Source organism: Pseudomonas sp. FSL W7-0098, from assembly GCF_005930585.1.
Taxonomy (GTDB): Bacteria; Pseudomonadota; Gammaproteobacteria; order Pseudomonadales; family Pseudomonadaceae; genus Aquipseudomonas; species Aquipseudomonas bubulae.
In genome coordinates this window covers 1-23,575 of the sequence record NZ_RXHW01000010.1, presented here as the reverse complement: position 1 = coordinate 23,575, position 23,575 = coordinate 1, and the positions used below count along the sequence as shown (strand labels likewise).

The following is a 23,575-nucleotide window of genomic DNA, read 5'->3' as shown; positions in this document are numbered from 1 at the left end:
GCGCACTGAAACCGAATTTAAGGAACCAAAGAACATGGCTATCGAGATCAAAGCCCCAACATTTCCGGAATCGGTTGCCGATGGCACCGTTGCCACCTGGCACAAGCAACCGGGCGACGCTGTAAAGCGCGACGACCTGATTGTCGACATCGAAACCGACAAGGTAGTGCTGGAAGTACTGGCCACTGCTGACGGCGTGCTGGGCGCTATCGTCAAGAACGAAGGCGACACCGTTCTGTCCGACGAAGTGCTGGGCTCCATCGTTGAAGGCGGCGCTGCTGCTGCCGCTCCTGCTGCTGCCGCTGCACCGGCCGCCCAGGCTGCTGCTCCGGCTGCCGATGGCGAAGACGATCCTGTTGCTGCTCCGGCTGCACGCAAGATCGCTGAAGAAAACGGTATCAACATCGCTTCCGTTGCCGGTACTGGCAAAGGCGGTCGTGTGACCAAGGAAGACGTAGTTGCTGCGGTAGCTGCCAAAAAAGCCGCTCCTGCTGCTGCGCCGGCCAAGGCCGCTGCACCTGCCGCTGCCGCTCCGGTATTCGCTGCTGGCGACCGCGTAGAAAAACGCGTTCCGATGACCCGCGTTCGTGCCACCGTGGCCAAGCGTCTGGTTGAAGCTCAGTCGAACATGGCGATGCTGACCACTTTCAACGAAGTGGACATGACTGAAATCATGGCACTGCGTTCGAAGTACAAGGATCTGTTCGAGAAGTCCCACAACGGCGTACGCCTGGGCTTCATGTCGTTCTTCGTGAAAGCAGCTACCGAAGCACTGAAACGCTTCCCGGCCGTTAACGCCTCGATCGACGGTTCCGACATCGTTTACCACGGCTTCGCCGACATCGGTGTAGCTGTTTCCAGCGACCGTGGTCTGGTGGTTCCGGTTCTGCGTAACGCCGAACTGATGAGCCTGGCTGAAATCGAAGGCGGCATCGCTGCTTACGGTAAAAAAGCCCGTGACGGCAAACTGTCGATCGACGAAATGACCGGTGGTACTTTCACTATCACCAACGGTGGTACTTTCGGTTCGATGATGTCGACCCCGATCGTTAACCCGCCGCAAGCCGCGATCCTGGGCATGCACAACATCCTTCAGCGTCCAATGGCAGTCAACGGTCAGGTAGTTATCCGTCCGATGATGTATTTGGCTCTGTCTTACGATCACCGCTTGATCGATGGCAAAGAAGCTGTAAGTTTCCTGGTAGCAATCAAAAACCTGCTGGAAGACCCGGCTCGTCTGCTGCTGGATATCTAATAGAAGCTGCTGCAAGTTTCAGGTGCCAGGCTGCGGGAAAAAGCAGTCTGGCTTTGGCTTGCAGCTTGCTGCTGACAGCTTGTAGCTAATAGAGGATCTATTTTCATGTCTCAGAAATTTGACGTTGTAGTGATTGGTGCGGGCCCTGGCGGCTATGTTGCAGCCATCAAGGCCGCGCAACTGGGCCTTTCGACTGCTTGCATCGAAAAATACACCGACAAGGAAGGCAAACTGGCGCTGGGCGGTACTTGCCTGAACGTTGGCTGCATTCCATCCAAGGCGCTGCTGGACAGCTCCTGGAAGTACCACGAAGCCAAGGATGCATTCGCCATCCACGGCATCACCACCGGTGAAGTGAAGATGGACGTTGCTGCGATGGTTGGCCGTAAAGCCAACATCGTTAAAGGTCTGACTTCCGGCGTTGCGACCCTGTTCAAGGCCAACGGCGTTACTTCCCTGCAAGGCCACGGCAAACTGCTGGCCGGCAAGCGTGTTGAGCTGACCAAGCCAGACGGCAGCGTTGAAATCATCGAAGCCGAGAACGTGATTCTGGCTTCGGGCTCGCGTCCGATCGACATTCCACCTGCTCCAGTCGACAACAACGTGATCGTTGATTCGACCGGCGCCCTGGAATTCCAGTCCGTGCCAAAACGTCTGGGCGTTATCGGCGCTGGCGTGATCGGTCTGGAACTGGGTTCGGTATGGTCCCGTCTGGGCGCTGAAGTGACTGTTCTGGAAGCCCTGGACACCTTCTTGATGGCTGCTGACGCTGCCGTTTCGAAAGAAGCCTACAAAACCCTGACCAAACAAGGTCTGGACATCAAGCTGGGCGCTCGCGTCACCGGTTCCAAGGTCAACGGCGAAGAAGTCGTTGTGACCTACACCGACGCCAACGGCGAACAGACCATCACCTTCGACAAGCTGATCGTAGCCGTGGGTCGCCGTCCGGTGACTACCGAGTTGCTGGCAGCTGACAGCGGCGTGACCATCGACGAGCGCGGTTTCGTGTTTGTTGACGATCATTGCGCAACCAGCGTACCGGGCGTATTCGCCATTGGTGACGTGGTTCGCGGCATGATGCTGGCACACAAGGCTTCCGAAGAAGGCATCATGGTTGTCGAGCGCATCAAAGGTCACAAGACCGAGATGAACTACGACCTGATTCCATCGGTTATTTACACTCACCCGGAGATCGCGTGGGTTGGTAAAACCGAGCAGGCCTTGAAAGCTGAAGGCGTTGAGGTTAACGTCGGCACCTTCCCGTTCGCCGCCAGTGGCCGTGCCATGGCAGCAAACGACACCGGTGGCTTTGTCAAAGTCATTGCTGATGCCAAAACTGACCGCGTACTGGGCGTCCACGTGATTGGCCCGAGCGCTGCAGAGCTGGTACAGCAGGGCGCGATCGGTATGGAATTCGGCACCAGCGCTGAAGATCTGGGCATGATGGTTTTCTCCCATCCGACCCTGTCCGAAGCCTTGCACGAAGCAGCACTGGCTGTGAATGGCGGCGCCATCCACATTGCCAACCGTAAGAAACGTTAAGACCAGACAATAAGAAACCACGGCGGTTTGCCCGTCGTGAGCCTTGCTAGCAAGCCTCACCGCGGAACTTCCGCCGGACGCAGTCTTGTCTTGTTTTAACCGGGCCCGGCTCCGCTCAAGCGGATGTCGGGTTTGTTGAAACAGCACAAGCAGCAGTCACAGGTGGTGCGGCACTAATAGTAGTGCAGCGCCGAATGCGCAGTACCTAACGAAGACGGTAAAAAGCATGAATCTTCACGAGTATCAGGGTAAGCAGCTGTTCGCTGAATACGGCCTGCCAGTATCCAAGGGTTATGCAGTAGACACCCCGGAAGCAGCCGCAGAAGCTTGCGACAAAATCGGTGGGACCGAATGGGTTGTAAAAGCCCAGGTTCACGCAGGTGGTCGCGGTAAAGCGGGCGGCGTTAAGCTGGTTCGCAGCAAAGAAGACGCTAAAGCATTCGCACAACAGTGGTTGGGCAAGCGTCTGGTGACTTACCAGACTGACGCCAATGGTCAGCCGGTCACCAAGATCCTGGTTGAGTCGTGCACTGATATCGCTAAAGAGCTGTACCTGGGCGCTGTCGTTGACCGTTCGAGCCGTCGTATCGTGTTCATGGCTTCCACCGAAGGTGGCGTGGACATCGAGAAAATCGCTCACGACACTCCAGAAAAAATTCTGAAAGCAACTATCGATCCACTGGTTGGCGCACAGCCATTCCAGGGTCGCGAGTTGGCTTTCCAGCTGGGTCTGGAAGGCAAGCAAGTTGCTCAGTTCGCCAAGATCTTCGTAGGTCTGGCCAAACTGTTCAAGGATCACGATCTGGCCCTGCTGGAAGTGAACCCGCTGGTTATCAAGACTGACGGCGATCTGCACTGCCTCGATGCCAAAATCAACATCGACGCAAACGCCATGTACCGTCAGCCTAAGCTGAAAACTTTCCACGATCCGTCGCAAGACGATCCGCGCGAAGCGCACGCTGCCAAGTTCGAACTGAACTACGTAGCGCTGGAAGGCAACATCGGCTGCATGGTTAACGGCGCTGGTCTGGCCATGGGCACCATGGACATCGTTAACCTGCATGGCGGCAAGCCAGCCAACTTCCTCGACGTTGGCGGTGGTGCTACCAAAGAACGCGTTACCGAAGCGTTCAAAATCATCCTGTCCGACAGCAATGTCGCAGCAGTGCTGGTTAACATCTTCGGCGGCATCGTTCGTTGCGACATGATTGCCGAAGGCATCATCGGTGCAGTGAAAGAAGTCGGCGTGAAAATCCCGGTAGTTGTGCGCCTTGAAGGCAACAACGCTGATCTGGGCGCTAAAGTACTGGCAGAAAGCGGTTTGAACATCATCGCTGCTACCAGCTTGACCGACGCTGCTCAACAAGTTGTTAAAGCTGCGGAGGGCAAGTAATGAGCGTCCTGATCAATAAAGACACCAAAGTTATCTGCCAGGGCATCACCGGTTCGCAGGGCAGCTTCCACACCCAGCAAGCCATCGAATACGGCACCAAGATGGTTGGTGGCGTTACTCCGGGCAAAGGCGGCACCACTCACCTGGACCTGCCTGTTTTCAACACCGTGAAAGAAGCCGTAGAAGCAACTGGCGCAACCGCCAGCGTTATCTACGTACCGGCTCCTTTCTGCAAGGACTCCATCCTTGAAGCAGCGTTCGGCGGCATCAAGCTGATCGTGTGCATCACTGAAGGCATTCCTACCCTGGACATGCTGGACTGCAAAGTTAAGTGCGACGAACTGGGTGTTACCCTGATCGGCCCTAACTGCCCGGGCGTTATCACGCCAGGCGAATGCAAGATCGGCATCATGCCAGGTCACATTCACTTGCCAGGCAAAGTAGGCATCGTGTCGCGTTCCGGCACCCTGACTTACGAAGCTGTAAAGCAAACCACTGACGCCGGTTTCGGCCAGTCGACTTGCGTAGGCATCGGTGGTGACCCGATCCCTGGTTCCAACTTCATCGACATCCTGAAGCTGTTCCAGGAAGACCCGAAGACCGAAGCGATCGTTATGATCGGTGAGATCGGCGGTTCGGCTGAAGAAGAAGCGGCTGCCTACATCAAGGCAAACGTGACCAAGCCGGTTGTTTCCTACATCGCTGGTGTGACTGCCCCTCCAGGCAAGCGCATGGGCCACGCAGGCGCAATCATCTCTGGCGGCAAGGGTACTGCAGACGAGAAGTTTGCTGCCCTGGAAGACGCAGGCGTAAAAACCGTGCGTTCGCTGGCAGACATCGGCAAGGCTCTGTCCGAGCTGACTGGCTGGGCAATGAAGTAAGCCTCGCGCTTAACTGACTGCTCTACCAGGCAAAGGCCACCTTCGGGTGGCCTTTGTGCGTTTGGGGTCAAGCAAAACCCTTGTGGGAGCGGGCTTGCTCGCGATGCAGGCGCCGCGGTCATTCAGATAAATCGCGTCGTTACCATCGCGGGCAAGCCCGCTCCCACAACGTGCGGTTTTGAGCTATCCAGGGCAGGCAAAACCACACCAAAGCATTTTTCGATGTCGTCCAGGCGACAACTGCGTTCGTTCATCGGACAGTCCGCCCTCTAACAGTGCGCTGTAGGAAAAAACTCGGTAATCTTGCCAGCATTCCGCAGTTCTGCGTGTGCATCCCAAAAGGAAGCCACGCGCTAGAAGGGTTGGTCTTATACGGATCGACAGCATTTCCCACATCCGCACGGGAAATTCCCCTCTAAATTCCGATTCAGTAGTGTGGTATTTCCGTAATGAAAGTATTGAAAGGCCAGGACATCCTGGCACTTGGGTTTATGACTTTTGCCCTGTTCGTTGGGGCAGGCAACATCATTTTCCCGCCAATCGTTGGCCTGCAGGCCGGACCTAACGTCTGGATGGCTGCATTGGGCTTCCTGATCACCGCAGTCGGTCTGCCGGTAGTCACCGTTATTGCCCTGGCCAAGGTCGGTGGCGGCATGGACGCACTGAGCAGCCCGATCGGCAAGATCGCCGGGGGCTTGTTGGCAGCCGTGGCCTATCTGGCTGTTGGCCCGTTGTTCGCGACCCCGCGTACCGCCACCGTATCCTTTGAAGTCGGCCTGGCACCTTTGACCGGTGAAAGCCCACTGGCGCTGTTTCTGTACAGCTCGGTGTACTTCCTGATCGTGTTTTTCGTGTCGTTGTACCCGGGTCGCCTGCTGGACACGGTAGGGCGCTTCCTTGCTCCGTTGAAGATCATCGCCCTGGCCATTCTCGGCATTGCTGCCGTTGCCTTGCCTGCAGGTGATGTTGGCGTCGCGACCCCCGAGTACGTGGCCGCACCGTTCTCCCAGGGTTTTATCAATGGCTACTTGACCATGGATACCCTGGGTGCGCTGGTGTTCGGTATCGTGATCGTGAATGCCATCCGTTCCCGTGGTGTTGAATCACCCAAGCTGATTACCCGCTACGCCATCATTGCCGGCCTGATCGCCGGTGTCGGCCTGGCGCTGGTCTACATCAGCCTGTTCCGCCTGGGTGCGGGCAGCCATGAAGTGGCGGCGGGTGCAACCAATGGGGCGGCGGTACTGCACGCCTATGTACAACACACCTTCGGTTCGCTGGGCAGCGGTTTCCTTGCCGTACTGATTGCACTGGCTTGCCTGGTAACGGCCGTTGGCCTGACCTGTGCCTGCGCTGAATACTTCAGTACTGTGCTGCCACTGTCTTACAAGACGCTGGTGATCATCCTTGCACTGTTTTCGCTGGCCGTGTCGAACCTTGGCTTGACCCAGTTGATTGCGTTTTCCATCCCGTTGCTGACGGCGATCTACCCGCCTTGCATCGTGCTGGTGGCGCTGAGTTTCTGCAAAGGCCTGTGGAATGCCCAGAGCCGGATCGTTGGTCCGGTCATGCTGGTGTCGTTCTTCTTTGGCTCGATCGACGCGCTTAAAGGTGCTGGCCTCGGTGAGTGGATTCCGGCCCAATTGGCCAATATGCCATTTAGCGAGCAGGGCCTGGCGTGGCTGGTGCCTAGTCTTGTGACCCTGCTGGGCGCAGTAATCTGCGACCGTCTGCTGGGCAAACGAGTTGAAGCAATGGCGTAATTACCCGGTTCGCCAAAAGCGTTGCCGAGTCAATAAAAAAGCCCTGCATCTTAATGGATGCAGGGCTTTTTTAATGGGCGTGTGTTCAAGCATGCAAACACTAGCCATTAACGTTCAGATACAACAAAGCCCGCACTTGGCGGGCTTGGTTTTATATCGCAGAAAGTCGTGTTACTTGCTTTCTGGAGTTGCCGCAGGTGCAACCGGAGCAGTCTGGCCGGCTTCTTCAGCAGCGGCTTTATTGGACTCGGCTTGTGCTTTTGCAGCTTCGGCGTTTTCTTTGGCCGCGTCGTTTACTTTGTCTTGTGCTTCAGACATTTTTTCTTGCGCTTGCTCAGAGTGCTGGGCAGCGTCCTGGGCTTTGTCTTCGGATTTTTTGTCGCAGGCAGCCAGGCCAAGCGAAGCAGCCAGCATCAAGGCAACAGCAAAAGTATTACGCATGGGGTGTTTCTCCTTATGAGTAGATCTACGGGGCGTTTGAGCATGGGCTGATGGCTTAAGTTCCATGCTCGAACACATATATAAGTAAAGCAGCGCGGGCGGAAACTATTGGTAAAAAACTTGAGCCACTGGTTCGGCCCTTGAAATTTGCATCATTGGCCCCAACTTTCATCACATCCCGCCGCTAACCCTTACGGGCGTGGCCACTGCCATCCAATCGGAGTTTGATAACAATGAGCGTGGAAACTCAAAAAGAAACCCTGGGCTTCCAGACCGAGGTCAAGCAACTGCTGCACCTCATGATCCATTCGCTGTACTCCAACAAGGAAATCTTCCTTCGCGAACTGATCTCGAACGCCTCTGATGCTGTCGACAAATTACGTTTTGAAGCACTGTCCAAGCCAGATCTGCTGGAGGGCGGTGCCGAGCTTAAAATCCGTGTGAGCTTCGACAAAGACGCCAACACCGTCACCCTCGAAGACAACGGTATCGGCATGAACCGCGATGACGTGATCACCCACCTGGGTACGATCGCCAAGTCCGGCACTGCCGACTTCATGAAAAACCTCACCGGCGACCAGAAAAAAGATTCGCACCTGATCGGTCAGTTCGGCGTGGGTTTCTACTCGGCCTTTATCGTTGCCGACAAGGTTGACGTGTACAGCCGCCGTGCCGGTACCCCGGCAAGCGAGGGCGTGCACTGGTCTTCGAAGGGCGAAGGCGAGTTTGAAGTGGCCACCGTCGAGAAGGCCGACCGCGGCACCAAAATCGTGCTGCACCTCAAGCCTGGCGAATCCGAATTCGCTGACGGCTGGCGCCTGCGCAACATCATCAAGAAGTACTCCGACCATATCGCCCTGCCTATCGAACTGCCTAAAGAGCAGACCGTTGCCGAAGGCGAAGAAGCGCCTGCACTGGAATGGGAAACCGTCAACCGGGCAAGTGCTCTGTGGACCCGTCCTCGTACTGAAGTAAAGGACGAGGAATATCAGGAGTTCTACAAGCACATTGCCCATGACTACGAGAACCCGCTGGCCTGGAGCCACAACAAGGTTGAGGGCAAGCTTGAATACAGCTCGCTGCTCTACGTTCCGGCCCGTGCACCGTTTGATCTGTACCAGCGTGAAGCGCCTAAAGGCCTGAAGCTGTATGTGCAGCGTGTCTTCGTGATGGATCAGGCCGAGTCGTTCCTGCCGCTGTACCTGCGCTTTATCAAGGGCGTGATCGACTCCAACGACCTGTCGCTGAACGTGTCGCGGGAAATCCTGCAAAAAGACCCGATCATCGACTCGATGAAGACGGCGCTGACCAAGCGTGTACTCGACATGCTGGAAAAACTGGCGAAGAACGAGCCTGAGAAATATCAGGGCTTCTGGAAAAACTTCGGGCAGGTGATGAAAGAAGGTCCGGCCGAAGATTTCGCCAACAAGGAAAAAATCGCCGGTCTGCTGCGTTTTGCTTCGACCCACGGCGACGACGGCGAACAGAATGTTTCCTTGACCGACTACCTGGCCCGCGCCAAGGAAGGTCAGGACAAGATTTACTACCTGACCGGCGAAACCTACGCGCAGGTTAAAAACAGCCCGCACCTCGAAGTCTTCCGCAAAAAAGGCATCGAAGTCCTGCTGCTGACCGACCGCATCGACGAGTGGCTGATGAGCTACCTCAGCGACTTCGACGGCAAGAGCTTTGTCGACGTGGCCCGTGGTGACCTCGACCTGGGCAATCTGGACTCGGAAGAGGACAAGAAAGCGGCAGAAGAAGTGGCCAAGGCCAAAGAAGGTCTGGTTGAGCGCATCAAGGCTGCCTTGGGCGAGAGCGTCAGCGAAGTGCGCGTGTCGCATCGTCTGACTGATTCCCCGGCGATTCTTGCCATTGGTGAGCAGGATCTGGGCATGCAAATGCGTCAGATCCTCGAAGCCAGCGGTCAAAAAGTGCCTGAGTCCAAGCCTATCTTCGAGTTCAACCCGGCTCACCCGCTGATCGAGAAACTCGATGCAGAGCAGAGTGAAGAGCGTTTTGGCGACCTGTCGCACATCCTCTTCGATCAGGCAGCCCTGGCAGCCGGTGACAGTTTGAAAGACCCTGCGGCCTATGTCCGTCGGCTAAACAAATTGTTAGTAGAGTTGTCGGTCTAACCGCGCTATAAAAACCCGCTTCGGCGGGTTTTTTTTGTTTCAAATTCAGGAGTTTTTGATGAAATCCATTTCGGTCAGCTCTGTGGCTTATCAAATCGACGGCCAACCTTACGAAGGCCGTTTGGCCTTTGATCCGAGCCGTGAAGACCCGTTGCCGGGTTTGCTGATGGCGCCCAACTGGATGGGCATCAGCGCAGGCGCCGAAGAGATTGCCAAGTCGGTGGCAGAACAGGGTTATGTGGTACTGATCGCCGATTTGTATGGCCAGGGCACCCGGCCCGGCAACGCCGACGAGGCCGGTGCGGCGATGATGCCGCTCAAGAATGACCGTGCCTTGCTGCGCAAGCGTATGTGGGCAGCGTATGACATGCTGAAAAATCAGGGCCTGGCCCAGGTCGACAGCAACAAGCTGGCAACCTTTGGTTTCTGTTTTGGCGGGTGCTGTTCACTGGAACTGGCACGCAGTGGTGCACCGTTGCAAGCTGCGGTGTCATTCCACGGCACGCTGGACACACCTAACCCGATCGATGCCCAGAGCATCAAGGGCTCGGTGCTGGTGTTGCACGGCGCGCTGGACCCATTGGTGCCAAGCGAGCAGCTACCAGCGTTTGAGGCGGAGATGAACGCGGCGGGTGTGGACTGGCAACTGACCAGCTATGGCGGCGCAGTGCATTCGTTCACTGACCCCCACGCCAATGTGCCGGGCAAGATGATGTACGACGCCAAAACTGCGGGTCGGGCGTTCACCGCCATGCATAACTTGCTGGATGAAGTGTTTCGCGATTAATCGCAATCACAGACAGTCTGTGGGAGCGGGCTTGCTCGCGATGCTGACGGCTCGGTCTGTCAGACAACACCGGGCGATGCTATCGCGAGCAAGCCCGCTCCCACAGTGGTCACGCCGAACGTTCCATCACCTCGCTCACCGTCAAATCCCGCATCAACAACCCGTAGTTCAAGTCCACCTGCTCGGGGATCGGCAGGTACACGGTGTGGCCATCACCCGGCGCCACCTGGGTCGGCAAGCCTGCACTGTTAAGCAGCCGCTCCAGATCAAAGTGATAGTTGCCATGGGGTGTCATCAGCTCCAGATGATCGCCCAAAGCAAATCGGTTTTTCACTTTGACTTCGGCCAGGCCATTGCGTCGTTCGCCGGTCAATTCCCCGACAAACTGCTGACGATGGGACAGTGAGCTGCCATGCAGGTAGTTCTGGTATTCATCGTGTACATGGCGGCGCAAGAACCCTTCGGTATAACCACGCTGGGCCAGTGACTCCAGATCGGTCATCAGGCTGCGATCAAATTCACGACCCGCCACTGCATCATCAATCGCCTTGCGATATACCTGAGTGGCGCGCGCGCAGTAAAAGTGCGACTTGGTGCGGCCCTCGATCTTCAGCGAATGCACGCCCATTTCCGCCAGCCGCGCCACATGCTGTACAGCACGCAGATCCTTGGAGTTCATGATGTAAGTACCGTGTTCGTCCTCGAACGCGGTCATCGGTTCATCGGCACGGTTGGCTTCGTTCAGCACAAACACTTCGTCAGTCGGCGCACCCACGCCCAGGGTTGGCTCGACCACATTGACGATATTGCCCAGTTCGTTTTCCGTGGCCGGTTTGGCGTCGTATTTCCAGCGGCAGGCATTGGTGCAGCTGCCCTGGTTGGCATCACGCTTGTTCATGTAGCCAGATAACAGGCAGCGCCCGGAGTAGGCCATGCATAGCGCGCCATGTACGAAAATCTCCAGCTCCATATCGGGTACTTGCTGGCGGATTTCTTCGATCTCTTCCAGCGACAACTCCCGGGACAGGATGATGCGGCTCAGGCCTTGCTGGCGCCAGAATTCAACACTGGCCCAGTTCACGGTATTGGCCTGAACCGACAAGTGAATCGGCACATGGGGGAAGTTTTTGCGCACCAGCATGATCAGGCCCGGGTCGGACATGATCAGCGCATCCGGTGCCATGGCAATCACCGGTTCCAGATCCTTGAGAAAGGTACGCAGCTTGGCGTTGTGCGGGGCGATATTGACCACCACGTAAAAACGTTTGCCCTGGGCCTGGGCTTCGGCGATGCCAATGGCCAGGTTAGTGTGGTCGAATTCGTTGTTGCGCACGCGCAAGCTGTAGCGTGGTTGGCCCGCATACACCGCGTCGGCGCCATACGCGAAGGCATAGCGCATATTTTTCAGGGTGCCGGCAGGGGCGAGGAGTTCGGGCGGAGCAAGGCGCATAGTCAGTTCGTTCGCAAAAAAGGCGCGATGGTAGTCGAGCCCTTGCTCCCGGCTATTGATCTGGATCTATGCTTTGCGCGGCCAGGTCAGCATCACAATGCCCGCGACCACAATCAGGCCGCCGATGATCTGGCCGCTGCTGAGCAACTGGTCAAGAATCAGCCAGCCAAACAGCAGGCTCGCCACCGGTTCGACGTTCATTACCGGTGCGTTGCGGGCCATGTTCAGCCGCGTCATGCAGATAAACAACAGGCAGAAGCCCAGCCCGTAAAGCGCAACCAGAAAGGCCAGGGCTGTCCAGCCGGTAGACGAGGAGGGCAGCGACACCCCGCCCGGCAGCACCCCGCTGACTCCGGCCAGGGCTGCCGCACAAAATACGATAAGCATGGTCAGCATGCTACGCACCGTACCGCGCAGGCTCGAGAGTTTGTGATCGGTGATCCATAGCGCACAGGCAAACACGCAAGCGGCAGCAAAGCCGAAGAGGATGCCTTCGAGCCACTGTGCCTCGGTACTGTGCTGGCTGGACAAACGTTCGGGCACGTCGAGGGCAAACACCAGGCCGCACATGATCAGCCCCATCAGCAGTGCCGCCCGCAGGGTGGGTGCCGCACCGCCCAGGGCCCAGGTCAGCAGTACCAGCAGGATCGGCGCCATATTGCCGATCAACAATGCCAGGGCCACGGGGATACGGGCCACGGCTGAATAAATGCAGAAGCTTTGTGCTGCGATCAGCAATCCCAACAGCAATTGCCAACGCCAGTTGGCGGGGGTTAGCCGAGGGCGCTCGCGTTGCCATAGCACCAGGCCGGTCAATACCAGCAAGGTCACGCCAGCACGACATAGAATCGCCAGCAGCAAACCGGTGTCGTGGTCGAAGGCAATCCGGGCGGCGATATGATTGCCCGCAAAAGCGCAGGCCAGCAGTACCAGAATCAATACTGCGATATGGCGCGGGAACAACGCAGGAGCAGACATAAGCAACCAGCCTCCTTGGCTGGAAATAGAGCCGCTTCAATATCCCTGTGGGAGCGAGCTCCCACAGGGGTAAGGCGGGGTTACAGCACCAGGTTTGGCAACCACAGCGAGATGGCCGGAACGTAGGTCACCAGCATCAGCACCATAAACAGTGCCAGGTAGAATGGCAGCAGCGCTTTAACGGTGTTTTCGATGGTGACCTTGCCCACGGCTGCACCCACGAACAGCACCGCGCCCACCGGCGGTGTGATCAGGCCGATGCCCAGGTTGACCAGCATGATCATGCCAAAATGTACCGGGTCGACACCGATACCGATAATCACCGGCAGCAGGATCGGGGTGAGGATCAGGATCAGCGGCGCCATGTCCATCACCGTGCCCAGCAACAACAACATGACGTTGATGCACATCAGGATCACGTAGCGGTTATCCGACAGGGTCAGGAACGCGGTGGTGATCTTCATCGGGATTTCCATCAGCGTCAGGATGTAACCGAAGCTGGCAGCAAAGCCGATCAGGATCATCACGATGGAAATGGTACGCACCGCCCGATGCATCAGCTTGGGCAGATCACGCCACTTGTAGTCGCGGTAAATGAACATGGTGACGAAGAACGACCACACCACCGCGACCGCCGCCGACTCGGTGGCAGTGAAGACGCCAGTGAGGATGCCGCCAAGGATGATGACCATGGCCATCAGGCCCCACATCGCTTCACCGGCGATTTTCAGCGCGGTGCGCAGCGGGATCACTTCACCCTTGGGGTAGTTGCGTCTGCGCGCAAAGATCATGCACAGGCCCATCATCACTGCGCTGAGCAACAACCCCGGCATGATCCCGGCCATAAACAGCGAAGCGATCGATACCGTGCCGCCCGCTGCCAGCGAGTACAGCACCGAGTTGTGGCTGGGCGGGGTGAGCAAAGCCTGTACCGAGCCGCTGACCGTTACCGCCGTGGAGAACTCACGGGGGTAACCGGCGCGCTCCATTTCCGGAATCAGTACCGAGCCCACGGAAGCGGTGTCGGCGACGGAAGAGCCGGAAATCGCGCCAAAGAAGGTCGAGGCGACGATATTGACCAGCGACAGACCGCCGCGCACAAACCCTACCAGTACCCCGGCAAAGGCCACCAGCCGACGTGACATGCCGCCTTCGGCCATGATCGCCCCGGCCAGGACAAAAAACGGGATGGCCAGCAGCGAGAACTTGTTAACCCCGCCAGCGACTTGAATCATCAGGGCATCGAACGGGATATCGATCCACCAGGCGCCGACCAGTGCCGACAGACCCAGCGCGTAGGCGACCGGCATGCCGATAAGGATCAGGGCGATAAAACTGCCCAACAGTACGAAAGCGTCCATTTATACGGCCTCTTCGCTGGCTTCTACAATGTCGAACCGCACGGCACGGCGGTGGCTTTGGTCACCCAGGAAGAGTTTTTCCAGGACGAAGATCAGGGTCACGATGCCGCCCAGCGGGATAGGCAGATAGGAGATGCCTACGCGCAAACCCGGCATTTCGCCAAGAAACTGGTTCCAGGTGGTCGCGCACAGTTTGAAGCCCTTGACCGTCATGAACAGGCAGACGATGACCATCAGGATTTGCACCAGCACCGCGGCCAGTTTGCGGACATGGGCCGGCATGCGCTCGACCGCCATCGCCACTGCCATATGGGCACCGGCACGGTAGCTGGCGGCAGCGCCAAAGAAGGTAAACACCACCATCAGCAGAATGGCGGTGGGCTCGGGCCAGCTGGAGCCGCTGCCCAGCACGTAGCGGGCAAAAATGCCCCAGGGGATGATCAAGGTCATGGTCAGCACCGACAAACCGGCGATCCCGATGCAGGCCCTGTACAGCAAGTCATTAAAGCGCAGTACGGTATTTTTCATGGGGCTCACCACTACGCGGCAAACGGGCTTGCGCCCGTTGCGGCGGCGTTATCGGACTGGCTTATTGGACGGCTTCGATGCGCGAGATCAGATCTTTGTAGTTGGCACCGTACTTGTCGCGAACGGGCTGGGTGGCGTCGTAGAAGGCTTTTTTCTGCTCCGGGGTGAGGGTGATGAATTCCACGCCGGCAGTTTTGAGTTTGGTTTCGCTCTCTGCGGATTTTTTGTCCCAGATCACTCGTTCTTCCATTTGCGCTTCACGGGCCAGTTTTTGCACCAGGGCTTGTTGCTCGGGGCTGAGTTTGGCCCAGGTGGTCTTGGCGATCACGATCGGCTCGGGGAGGATCAGGTGGTCGGTCCAGGTGAAGTACTTGGCGTTCTGGTAGTGGTTGTGCTCAAGGAAGGTCGGCGGGTTGTTCTCTGCGCCATCGATCACGCCGGTCTGCAGGGCGCTGAAAATCTCGCCGGTGGCCATGGCGATGCCATTACCGCCCATGTCGTTGATGGTGTCGATAAACACCGGGTTGCCTTGTACGCGGATTTTCATGCCTTTGAGGTCGGCAATCTCACGTACCGGTTTTTTTGTGTACAGGTTGCGTGTGCCGCCGTCCATCCAGGCCAGCGCGACCATATTGAAGTCGGAGTTGGTGATTTTATCCAGCATCTCCTGGCCGATTTCGCCGTCGATGATCTTGCGCATATGGGCTTGGTCGCGGAACACGAACGGCAGGTTGAAGGCATTGGTTTCCGGTACTACCGGACCAAGGATGCCGAGGCTGACCCGGGTCATCTGCACCGCGCCGGACTGCAATTGTTCGACCACTTCTTTCTCTGAACCCAGTACGCCACCGGCAAACATCTTGAAGGAAATATCGCCGTTGCTCTGTTCCTGAAGCTTTTTGCCCATTTCCTGTTCGGCCAGCACTGGCGGATAGCCAGTGGGATGAACCTCGGCGAACTTGATCTTGATTTCGGCCTGGGCCACGCCTGAGAGGCAGAAGGCCAGGGGGAGAGCAGCAATCAGCAGGGTGCGTTTGAAATCCATGGGTCACTCCAAATATTGTTTTTGTTATTTCAAGGTGTTGGATCGGTTGTCAGTTATTCAGTAGTGGCTCCGGCAAGCCCTTGACCCCGGGGCGGAGGGCAAACACGCCTCCTGCCAACGGCTGGTCGGCGAGATCGCCTGCAGGGCGGATCGAGGTCACAAACAGGGTGTCCAGATCAGCGCCGCCAAAAGCGCACATCGCCGGTTTTTTCACGGGTACGGTCAGGGAGCGGTCGAGCTTGCCTTGCGGGGTAAAGCGATGGATCAGCCCGGCATCGTTGCCGCAAATCCAGTAGCAGCCCTCGGCATCCACGGCGGCGCCATCGGGGCGACCCGGGTGCTCGCCCATGTCCACAAACAGGCGACGGTTGTGAGGGGTACCCGTGTCGGTGTCGTAGTCAAAAGCCCAGATTTTTTGCACGTCCGGGTGTGAGTCCGACAGGTACAGGGTTTTGCCATCGGGGCTGAACGCCAGGCCGTTGGGCACGATCAAGCCCTGCAGTTGCGCCGTGAGCGGCTCGGTCTGGCCTGCGTTGTAGCAGTACATGGCGCCCACCGGGGCGCCGGCGGCCATGTCCATCACCATGGTGCCCGCCCAGAAGCGGCCCTGGCGGTCGCAGCGGCCATCATTGAAGCGCATGCCTGGCAGGGCATGGGTCACGCTGGCCAGCAAACGACTGTCGAGGCTGCCATCGGCGTGAGGGGTGATAGCGAACAGACCGTTTTCCATCGCGGCGATCCAACTGCCATGACCTGTCTGAGCAATGCAGGCGAGCATTTGCGAGGCTTGCCAACTGTGCTCTTTACCATCGGCGGGGCTCCAGCGATGCAAGCGTTTTGCCGGGATATCCACCCAGTAAAGTGCCTGCTCCGCGATGCTCCAGACCGGGCTTTCGCCGGTGGCATTACGTGCATCGAGAATCAGTTCAGCTGTCATGATGCCTCGACCTCTGTGATCTTGTTTTGGTGGCAGGGGCGTATTTATTCGTCGCCAAACGGGCCGGCAGCCACGAAGGCACCGCCCTGGTAAACCATGCTCGGGTCATTGGCCGCAGGCATCGGCTGAGCTTCGATCTTGTCGCGAAACACTTCAGAGGTGTCTCTGGGCTCAAAACCCAGGTGGGCGGCATAGCGGTTGTCCCACCACACATTGAGGTTGTTGGAGGCGCCATAGACCACGGTGTGGCCGACATCCGGCGTGTACAGCGAGCGCTCGAGCAGCTGTGTAAGGTCAGCAAAGCTCAGCCAGGTGCTCATCATCCGGCGGTTTTGCGGCTCGGGGAACGAGGAACCGATGCGGATGCTGACGGTTTCGATGCCATAGCGATCGAAGTAGAAGGTGGCCATGTCTTCGCCATAAGACTTGGACAGCCCGTAGTAACTGTCAGGCCGGCGCGGGGAGTGGGCATCCAGGGTCTGGTCCTGTTTGTAGAACCCGATGACATGATTGGAACTGGCGAAAATCACCCGTTTGACGCCATGTCGGCGTGCCGCTTCGTAGATATGGAAAATGCCGCTGATATTGGGGCCGAGGATCTCTTCGAACGGGCGCTCCACCGAGACACCGCCAAAGTGCAGGATGGCGTCTACCCCTTCAACCAGCTGGTGGACGGCCTGTTTGTCGGCAAGGTCGCAGATGAACACTTCCTCGCGGCTGTCGGCAGCAGGAGCCATTGCGGCGATATCTGAAAGTCGCAGCACCCTGGCGTAGGGCTTGAGGGTTTCGCGTAGCACCTTCCCCAGACCGCCAGCAGCACCGGTGAGGAGAAGGCGATTGAAGGGGGTTTGGACAGTGTGTGTGGTTGTCATCAAAGGGCCCTGTCGTACTTGTTATTGTCAGTTGTCGTATGACTTGGGTTGGATTATTCACAGTCATTGCGGTGGTTGTCAATGCACAAGTGATCTGGATTATTCACCAAAAGCACCCTCTCCCAAAGGGAGAGGGGACTGAAGGCAAAAGCAGTTCTGCGTAACACCACACATCAGCCCCCTCTCCCTTTGGGAGAGGGCAGGGGTGAGGGTCGCAAGCGCCCCCCGATGGCACAGACATGACTTACAGCAACGACAACGGATAGCTGATAAAGATGCGGTTTTCGTCGAATTCGTGGGTGCTGTAGTCGCGTCGGATACTCGCATTGCGCCAGCGCAGGTTAAGGTCCTTGAACGTACCGGCCTGTACGGTGTAAGCCAGTTCCGATTCGCGGCCCCATTCCTTGCCATCGGTGATGCTGCCGGTGTGGATGTTATCGCCACTGATATAGCGGTTCATCATGGTCAGGCCGGGGACGCCGAGCACCGCGAAATCCAGGTCATGACGCACTTGCCAGGAGCGCTCCTTGGCCAGGTCATAGCTGGAGTTGTAGCTGTCGTTGGCCAGGGTTCCGCCGCTGGTGCCATTGACCCTGAACCAGCCATCGTCGCCACTGATTTTCTGCAGGCCCACATACAGAGTGTTGCCCTTGTATTTGGCCGACAGCAGGGCGTAGGCGGTTCTATTGTCCAGGTCCCCCGCCAGTTTGTTACCGTCTTCCTTGCCCCAGAAATAACCGAGGTTTGCGCCCAGCGTCACATCGCCAACAGGTTGGCTGTGCAACACGTTTAAAAATTGCTGCTGGTAGATGTCTTCCAGCTGGGCATACCACAGGCCGACCTGGGTACGCTTTTCATTGAAGCTGTAATCACCGCCGGCAAAGTTGAAGCGATCGGAGGTAAAGGCACCTTTGCCGTTGAGCGACATGTCTTCCATGCTTGCGTCGTTACGCGGGCTGTTGGCGCGGAACTGGCCACCGTAGAGGTTCAGCCCGGCGATTTCTTTTGAAGTGATCTGGCCGCCACGGAAGGTTTGCGGCAAGGAGCGGCCATCGTCCGAGCGCAGGATCGGCAGTACCGGCATCCACTCGCCGATTTTCAGTTCCGTATTGGAGATTTTGGCCTTGGCCGCAACACCCAAACGACCAAAGTTATCGGCGGGCTCACCATCGCTGTGGGTCGGTAACAGTTGAGTACCGACCGTGCCCTTGCCGCCGTCGAGTTTTTGCGAGTAAAGCCCCAGTACATCCACTCCGAAACCGACAGTGCCCTGGGTAAAGCCGGACTTGACGTCGAGAATGAAGTTTTGCGTCCACTCTTCGGCCTTGCTTTGCGGGTAGTCAGGGTTGGTATAGTTGCGGTTGATGTAGGCGTTGCGCAGGTTCAATGTAGCCTTGGTGTCATCGATAAAGCCTTCGGCCATACCGCTGACGGGCAGCGCCAGACCCATGCTGCCAAGGCCCAGCAACACCAGCGAGCGGGTACCACGGGAGGTTCTTGAGCAAGTGAACAGGGAGGGGGCACAGGTAGGTGTGATCATCCGTAGAGCTCCTGAGTATTATTATTTTTGTTATCTGTCGTCGTACAACCAGGCAGATTATTTACAGAGTGTCTAGGGAGTTGTCAATGTCAGCGGCTACACTGCGTGCACCAGATTCCTACTCGCATCACTGACATGGATGGCTCATGAACGAAACAAGTCTGCAACGTAAAACCCTGCTCCTGTTGCTGGCCTTGGTCACAATTGCATTCATCTGGATTTTATTGCCGTTTTATGGCGCGATTTTTTGGGCTGTTGCCCTGGGGATTCTGTTTGCACCCCTGCAACGCAAGCTGCTACTCAAGCTAAAAGGCCGACGCAACCTGGCAACTTTTACCACGCTGGGGGCCTGTACGGTGATCGCGATCATTCCGGTCATCATCACCACGACCTTGCTGGTGCAGGAAGTGGCAACGCTCTACAAGGATGTTGAAAGCGGCAGAATCAACGTCGCCAGCTATGTCATGCAGTTCAAGGATATCCTGCCGGCCACCGCCCAGGACTGGCTTGACCGTTTCGGCATGGGCAATATCGACGGGCTGAGCGAGAAAGTATCCAAGGGTGCACTCGAAGGCAGCCAGTTTTTTGCCACCCAGGTGTTCAGCTTTGGTCAGAGCACCTTTGATCTGGTGGTGAGCTTTTTCATCATGCTGTACCTGCTGTACTTCTTTATTCGTGATGGCCAGCAAATGGTGCGCACCATCCGCAACGCGGTACCGCTTGCAGAACAGCAAAAACGCCTGTTGCAGCTCAAATTGCGCCGTGTGGTCCGGGCCTCGGTCAAGGGCAACCTGGCGGTGGCCATTACCCAGGGGGCATTGGGCGGGGTGATTTTCTGGGTGTTGGGCATCCACAGCGCGCTGTTCTGGGCGGTGCTGATGATGTTCCTGTCGCTGTTGCCCGCCGTGGGTGCCGGCATCGTCTGGGCACCGGTCGCGGTTTACTTCGTAGTGACCGGCTCGGTCTGGCAGGGTGTGGTGCTGGCGCTGTATGGGGTCTTTGTGATCGGCATGGTGGACAACGTGCTGCGCCCCATCCTGGTGGGCAAGGACACGAAAATGCCGGACTTCCTGATTTTGATCTCGACCCTGGGCGGCATGGCGATCTTCGGCCTCAATGGCTTTGTGATCGGGCCATTGATTGCCGCCCTGTTCCTGTCCAGCTGGGGCCTGTTCAGTGGCACCCGGCGCAAGGTGCGGTTGCCAGCCGATATCCCGTCCGGCGATTAACGGAAGCTGTAGGAAACCCCCACGTAGGCGCCCCTGCCTTCACCGGGGGTGGAGCGCGCGGCGTCCAGTCCCTTGTCGTCATACCCTGGCGTAACCGTAGCGGCATAGCGCTCGCCACTCAGGTTGCGCAGGTCGAGCCAGGCTTGCCAGTCCTGCTTGGGGGCGTTGTAGCCCAGGGTTGCGCCCCAAAGCATATAGGACGAGGTGTAATACGAGTTGGCGTAATCCACCGCCATGCGTGAGGCAACCTGGGTGTTCACCCCGGCATAGAAGCCCTGCGGATGGTCATAGCGTACTTCGGCCTGGTAGTAGTGTTGCGGGATCCCCGGCAACTTGTTGTCGCCAAAGCGCTCGTCGTCACGGTAATGGAAGTCGCTGAAGGTGTAGGCCTGGCGCAGGGATACCTTGCCCACTGCTTGTCTTTCCCACAGCAGGCTGTTGAGTCCTGCTTCGATGCCTTGGTGCACGGTGGGGCTGGCGTTGGACTCGCCGACAATCGGGCTTTGGGTGAGAGTGGCGGCCTGGGTTTCGACGCTCAGCAGTTCATGGCGCACGGCCGAGTAATACCAGGCCAGATCCCACTGCCCGAGCCACGAATCGCCACGGGTGCCCAGTTCCAGAGTAGTAGCAGTTTGATTGTCCAGCGACACGGGGGTGCTCTGGCGACCGGTAGCCGGGCCACTGTTGACCGGGAAGGTAAACGGCGAGCCCCAGATCATCGACCACGGGTGCGGCGGCTCAACCGAACGGCTCAGGTTGCCGTATACCTGCAAGTGCGGATTGAACTCGTAACGCAGGCCAACACGGGGCGCGTAGTCCCAGTCATGCTGGCTGACCTTGCCACCGCTGTCGGGGTAGCTCACGTCGCTCTCGCGGCGGGTGTAGATCAGCGCCATGCCGGTGGTCAGCCACAGGTCGGGGATCAGTTCCAGATCATTGCTGGCGTGCAGCACGGTGTCGGAACCCTGGTAACTGAAGTCGCGAATCTTGGTGCCCGGGGCATAGCCTGCAGTGTTGCCCACAGGGATACGCACATATTCCGATGCACCGCTGTTAGGCAAATGCTTGGTGTTGCGCAGGCCCACGGTGGTGTTGCTTTCAAGGCCGAACAGAGTGTCGCGGCGCTTGTAGTTGAGCGTGCCGCTGACATCGGTGTAGGCAACTTTCAAACGGTTAGGGCCTTCTCGCAGATCCATCGGGTAGTCGTGATAGACCAGGCCCACTTCCAGCTGCGAATCGTCATCCAGGTACATCGTGGTCTTGTTGCCCAGCCAGGTACTGCCGGGTTGCGGGCGGCTGTAGTCCCCTGCCACATAGGCCGGGTTGGCTGCGCGGGGGTGATGCTTGATATTGTCTTTGGTCACGCGCCCGGCCAGTTCGTTATCGGTTTCGCGATAGCGCAGGTAGAAGCGGGTTTCCAGTTGTGGACTGAAGCGATAACCGACATTGGCTGCGATGCCTTTGCTGCTGCCAGCGGTATGGTGTTGATAGCCGTCGGTGTCTGAGTCGGTCAGGGCGACATAGTAGTCCAGATCTCCCAGCACCTGCCCGGAGCTGATCTGGCGTTTCTGATAGCCATAGCTGCCCGTTTCGTAACGCACCTGCAATGGCGCGGCGTCGTAGCCGGTGTGGGTGACGTAGTTGATCGAGCCGCCCAGGGCCAGCGAGCCGGTGTCGAAGCCATTGGCGCCGCGCAGCACTTCGGCGCGGCTCAACCATAGCGGCTCGAACAGTTCGTAGGGCGTACCGCCGGGGCCGGTCAGGGGCAGGCCGTCGAACATGACATACAGCCCCGAGCCGTGGGCGCTGGGGGCGCGGTTGATACCCGAGCCACGCACCGAGACCTTGGTCCCGTCATTGCCCGCCGATTGCGCGTAGACCCCTGGCTGGTAGGCCAGTACATCGGCATTGCTGGCGGTGCGACCGTTTTCGACGCGGGCCATATCGATCAGGTTGCTGGCGCCGGGCACTTCATTGAGTGCGTTCTGGGCGGCTTCCAGTTCGCTGCTTTCTTCGCTGCGTACCTGCACCTCACCCAGTTCCAGGGCACTGCCGTAGGCGGGGGTGGCACTGAGGAGTGCCAAAGGTAAAAGCGAGGAGAACACGGATCGCATTAATGGAGCTTCCAGATCGATGGGCGGGCGGCGCGCCAGCCTATACAAGCCCGGAATCACTCGCAACTGTCACGGTTGCAATCCAGTTGTGGGAGCGAGCCTGCTCGCGAAGCTGCAAGCTCACGCTTTTTCGGGATTTATCGCACAGGTTTGGCAATTGCTGGAGGTCTGATGCGGGGCCTATAGTGGGTGCTCGCCGATAAGGCGACCGGGTTTGGCGATCCGCAGTAACTTTAAATAAGTACATAATTGCTATTTACGGTTGAGCGTGTAATTTGCTCGAAATGTTTTATGGCAGTTGTACGTGGGAGATCTTCGGGTCTGCCGGGTTTTCTTAAAGTTACCGGTTCGCCAACCCACGTACAGCGGCCACCTTTTTTGTTTGGCGACAAAAATGGATGGCTAAATCCAACTTTAAGAGACTTTCTTATGACGAATTCACCGTATATCCCGTTAACAGCCATTGACTGCACCATCCCCGCCTTGCTGATCGATCGCAACGTCCCCCTCGATGTGCTCCATGCCAACGCAGTCGCCCGCGTTCTGGCTGTAACTCAACTGATGGAATCGTTCTCCAGCCGCGAAGTGCAGCAGGCCGATTCGGTTGATCTCAAACATCTGGCTACGGTTTCAGCGCAATTGCTGCGCGATGGTTGTGACCTGCTCGATGTGCTGGGCTGGCGCTTGCGGCCCGCTTGATCGTGTTTGTTTAACTGATACGTTGAGTACATATCCGGCATTTGTGTCTAACTTAAATAGTGGTTTCGCCCTTACGGCGAGTCCCTTTTTGAAGGACCAAAAAGGAACCAAAAAGTCCTCGCCCCATCGTACGGCCTTCGCTTCGCTCAGGTTCCCTCGCTCCGGCTCTGCTCCGTGGGCACGCCGCCACGGGCCATCCATGGCCCATCGCGGCTCTCCCGGCATCCATGCCGGGAGACCCACTCCACAGAACCTCCTCTCGGCCTCCCGGGAGGGCTGGCAGATCAAAAGCACTGCACCGCGAGGCGGCCGACCGGCCGGCCTGTTTGGCGGCGAGGTCTGCGAGCCCCGCACATCCCCTCTGTGGGAGCGGGCTTGCTCGCGATGGCATCGGCGCGCTTAGCCTGCCAGACCATGCCGTCTGCATCGCAGGTAAGCCAGCGTCCACAAGGGCTTGGTGCAGTTTCAAGCCTTAACCTTTGCTGTTGCTGTTGCTGTTGCTGTTGCCACGCGATTAATCAAGCGACGCGAATGCCCCTCACAGAAGGCCGAACGCAGGTGCTGTTATGGGGGTGGCGCGGCAGGACGCCGCGCCAGCCGCGATGGGCCATGGATGGCCCGT

General features: G+C 57.8%; 19 protein-coding genes. 9 read left to right on the top strand and 10 right to left on the bottom strand.

Annotation, left to right across the window (positions count from 1 at the left end):
- Positions 1-34: 34 nt before the first annotated feature.
- The 5 genes from odhB (at position 35) to brnQ (ending at position 6,834) form a co-directional block, all read left to right on the top strand.
- Entirely contained in the window at positions 35-1,255 is a 1,221-nt protein-coding gene (gene odhB, locus FHL07_RS18115) for a 2-oxoglutarate dehydrogenase complex dihydrolipoyllysine-residue succinyltransferase (RefSeq protein WP_083369842.1), read from the top strand.
- A gap of 105 nt (positions 1,256-1,360) precedes the next feature.
- Positions 1,361-2,797: a dihydrolipoyl dehydrogenase gene (gene lpdA / locus FHL07_RS18110; RefSeq protein ID WP_016780172.1), complete on the top strand. Its 1,437-nt coding sequence runs from the start codon at positions 1,361-1,363 to the stop codon at positions 2,795-2,797.
- Positions 2,798-3,023: 226 nt separating this feature from the next.
- A complete protein-coding gene (gene sucC / locus FHL07_RS18105) occupies positions 3,024-4,190 on the top strand; it encodes an ADP-forming succinate--CoA ligase subunit beta (protein ID WP_016780173.1) in 1,167 nt (388 codons plus the stop codon).
- Positions 4,190-5,071, top strand: coding sequence for a succinate--CoA ligase subunit alpha (gene sucD / locus FHL07_RS18100; protein ID WP_095002114.1), 882 nt, complete (start codon positions 4,190-4,192; stop codon positions 5,069-5,071). Before sucC ends, sucD begins: the two co-directional genes overlap by 1 nt.
- A 449-nt stretch (positions 5,072-5,520) precedes the next feature.
- Positions 5,521-6,834 carry a branched-chain amino acid transport system II carrier protein gene (gene brnQ / locus FHL07_RS18090; protein ID WP_095002113.1) on the top strand — a complete coding sequence of 438 codons (1,314 nt, stop codon included), beginning with the start codon at positions 5,521-5,523 and terminating at the stop codon, positions 6,832-6,834.
- Between the two features lie 171 nt (positions 6,835-7,005).
- Here the strand turns inward: brnQ and FHL07_RS18085 are convergent, their stop codons facing one another.
- Positions 7,006-7,275 (bottom strand): hypothetical protein, encoded by a 270-nt coding sequence (locus tag FHL07_RS18085; RefSeq protein WP_016780176.1) that lies wholly within the window; start codon positions 7,273-7,275, stop codon positions 7,006-7,008.
- Between the two features lie 233 nt (positions 7,276-7,508).
- On the opposite strand from FHL07_RS18085, the gene htpG reads away from it, so the two are divergent.
- Complete coding sequence (htpG, locus tag FHL07_RS18080; RefSeq protein WP_016780177.1) at positions 7,509-9,413, top strand: molecular chaperone HtpG; 1,905 nt, start codon at positions 7,509-7,511, stop codon at positions 9,411-9,413.
- A gap of 58 nt (positions 9,414-9,471) precedes the next feature.
- Entirely contained in the window at positions 9,472-10,200 is a 729-nt protein-coding gene (locus FHL07_RS18075) for a dienelactone hydrolase family protein (protein WP_095002112.1), read from the top strand.
- 109 nt (positions 10,201-10,309) lie between these two features.
- Here FHL07_RS18075 and trhP read toward each other — a convergent pair whose 3' ends face one another.
- The 8 genes from trhP to FHL07_RS18035 form a co-directional block, all read right to left on the bottom strand.
- Positions 10,310-11,650 (bottom strand): prephenate-dependent tRNA uridine(34) hydroxylase TrhP, encoded by a 1,341-nt coding sequence (trhP, locus tag FHL07_RS18070; RefSeq protein ID WP_095031726.1) that lies wholly within the window; start codon positions 11,648-11,650, stop codon positions 10,310-10,312.
- A gap of 66 nt (positions 11,651-11,716) precedes the next feature.
- A complete protein-coding gene (locus FHL07_RS18065) occupies positions 11,717-12,628 on the bottom strand; it encodes an EamA family transporter (RefSeq protein WP_095019115.1) in 912 nt (303 codons plus the stop codon).
- 80 nt (positions 12,629-12,708) lie between these two features.
- On the bottom strand, positions 12,709-13,989 hold the full coding sequence (locus FHL07_RS18060) for a TRAP transporter large permease (protein ID WP_095002109.1): 1,281 nt from the start codon (positions 13,987-13,989) through the stop codon (positions 12,709-12,711).
- Entirely contained in the window at positions 13,990-14,517 is a 528-nt protein-coding gene (locus tag FHL07_RS18055) for a TRAP transporter small permease (protein WP_095002108.1), read from the bottom strand.
- A gap of 61 nt (positions 14,518-14,578) precedes the next feature.
- Positions 14,579-15,562, bottom strand: coding sequence for a TRAP transporter substrate-binding protein (locus FHL07_RS18050; protein WP_095002107.1), 984 nt, complete (start codon positions 15,560-15,562; stop codon positions 14,579-14,581).
- A 49-nt stretch (positions 15,563-15,611) separates the two neighbouring features.
- On the bottom strand, positions 15,612-16,499 hold the full coding sequence (locus FHL07_RS18045; protein WP_138738756.1) for a glucurono-1,5-lactonase: 888 nt from the start codon (positions 16,497-16,499) through the stop codon (positions 15,612-15,614).
- A gap of 44 nt (positions 16,500-16,543) precedes the next feature.
- Positions 16,544-17,371, bottom strand: a complete 828-nt coding sequence (locus FHL07_RS18040; protein WP_095002105.1) for an NAD-dependent epimerase/dehydratase family protein — start codon at positions 17,369-17,371, stop codon at positions 16,544-16,546.
- A 244-nt stretch (positions 17,372-17,615) separates the two neighbouring features.
- Positions 17,616-18,911, bottom strand: coding sequence for an OprD family porin (locus FHL07_RS18035; protein WP_095002104.1), 1,296 nt, complete (start codon positions 18,909-18,911; stop codon positions 17,616-17,618).
- A gap of 146 nt (positions 18,912-19,057) precedes the next feature.
- Here FHL07_RS18035 and FHL07_RS18030 point away from each other — a divergent pair, with 146 nt between their 5' ends.
- Complete coding sequence (locus FHL07_RS18030; RefSeq protein ID WP_095002103.1) at positions 19,058-20,140, top strand: AI-2E family transporter; 1,083 nt, start codon at positions 19,058-19,060, stop codon at positions 20,138-20,140.
- On the opposite strand, the gene FHL07_RS18025 is transcribed toward FHL07_RS18030, so the two are convergent.
- Positions 20,137-22,254, bottom strand: coding sequence for a TonB-dependent receptor family protein (locus tag FHL07_RS18025; protein ID WP_095020256.1), 2,118 nt, complete (start codon positions 22,252-22,254; stop codon positions 20,137-20,139). The two genes, FHL07_RS18030 and FHL07_RS18025, sit on opposite strands and share 4 nt — an antisense overlap.
- Positions 22,255-22,683: 429 nt before the next feature.
- On the opposite strand from FHL07_RS18025, the gene FHL07_RS18020 reads away from it, so the two are divergent.
- Positions 22,684-22,953, top strand: coding sequence for a short-chain dehydrogenase (locus FHL07_RS18020; RefSeq protein ID WP_095019118.1), 270 nt, complete (start codon positions 22,684-22,686; stop codon positions 22,951-22,953).
- Positions 22,954-23,575 lie beyond the last annotated feature (622 nt).

Bases quoted from the DNA above. Each gene is read 5' to 3' on its own strand.
- odhB (WP_083369842.1), top strand. From the start codon at position 35: ATGGCTATCGAGATCAAAGCCCCAACATTTCCGGAATCGGTTGCCGAT.
- lpdA (WP_016780172.1), top strand. From the start codon at position 1,361: ATGTCTCAGAAATTTGACGTTGTAGTGATTGGTGCGGGCCCTGGCGGC.
- sucC (WP_016780173.1), top strand. From the start codon at position 3,024: ATGAATCTTCACGAGTATCAGGGTAAGCAGCTGTTCGCTGAATACGGC.
- sucD (WP_095002114.1), top strand. From the start codon at position 4,190: ATGAGCGTCCTGATCAATAAAGACACCAAAGTTATCTGCCAGGGCATC.
- brnQ (WP_095002113.1), top strand. From the start codon at position 5,521: ATGAAAGTATTGAAAGGCCAGGACATCCTGGCACTTGGGTTTATGACT.
- FHL07_RS18085 (WP_016780176.1), bottom strand. From the start codon at position 7,275: ATGCGTAATACTTTTGCTGTTGCCTTGATGCTGGCTGCTTCGCTTGGC.
- htpG (WP_016780177.1), top strand. From the start codon at position 7,509: ATGAGCGTGGAAACTCAAAAAGAAACCCTGGGCTTCCAGACCGAGGTC.
- FHL07_RS18075 (WP_095002112.1), top strand. From the start codon at position 9,472: ATGAAATCCATTTCGGTCAGCTCTGTGGCTTATCAAATCGACGGCCAA.
- trhP (WP_095031726.1), bottom strand. From the start codon at position 11,650: ATGCGCCTTGCTCCGCCCGAACTCCTCGCCCCTGCCGGCACCCTGAAA.
- FHL07_RS18065 (WP_095019115.1), bottom strand. From the start codon at position 12,628: ATGTCTGCTCCTGCGTTGTTCCCGCGCCATATCGCAGTATTGATTCTG.
- FHL07_RS18060 (WP_095002109.1), bottom strand. From the start codon at position 13,989: ATGGACGCTTTCGTACTGTTGGGCAGTTTTATCGCCCTGATCCTTATC.
- FHL07_RS18055 (WP_095002108.1), bottom strand. From the start codon at position 14,517: ATGAAAAATACCGTACTGCGCTTTAATGACTTGCTGTACAGGGCCTGC.
- FHL07_RS18050 (WP_095002107.1), bottom strand. From the start codon at position 15,562: ATGGATTTCAAACGCACCCTGCTGATTGCTGCTCTCCCCCTGGCCTTC.
- FHL07_RS18045 (WP_138738756.1), bottom strand. From the start codon at position 16,499: ATGACAGCTGAACTGATTCTCGATGCACGTAATGCCACCGGCGAAAGC.
- FHL07_RS18040 (WP_095002105.1), bottom strand. From the start codon at position 17,371: ATGACAACCACACACACTGTCCAAACCCCCTTCAATCGCCTTCTCCTC.
- FHL07_RS18035 (WP_095002104.1), bottom strand. From the start codon at position 18,911: ATGATCACACCTACCTGTGCCCCCTCCCTGTTCACTTGCTCAAGAACC.
- FHL07_RS18030 (WP_095002103.1), top strand. From the start codon at position 19,058: ATGAACGAAACAAGTCTGCAACGTAAAACCCTGCTCCTGTTGCTGGCC.
- FHL07_RS18025 (WP_095020256.1), bottom strand. From the start codon at position 22,254: ATGCGATCCGTGTTCTCCTCGCTTTTACCTTTGGCACTCCTCAGTGCC.
- FHL07_RS18020 (WP_095019118.1), top strand. From the start codon at position 22,684: ATGACGAATTCACCGTATATCCCGTTAACAGCCATTGACTGCACCATC.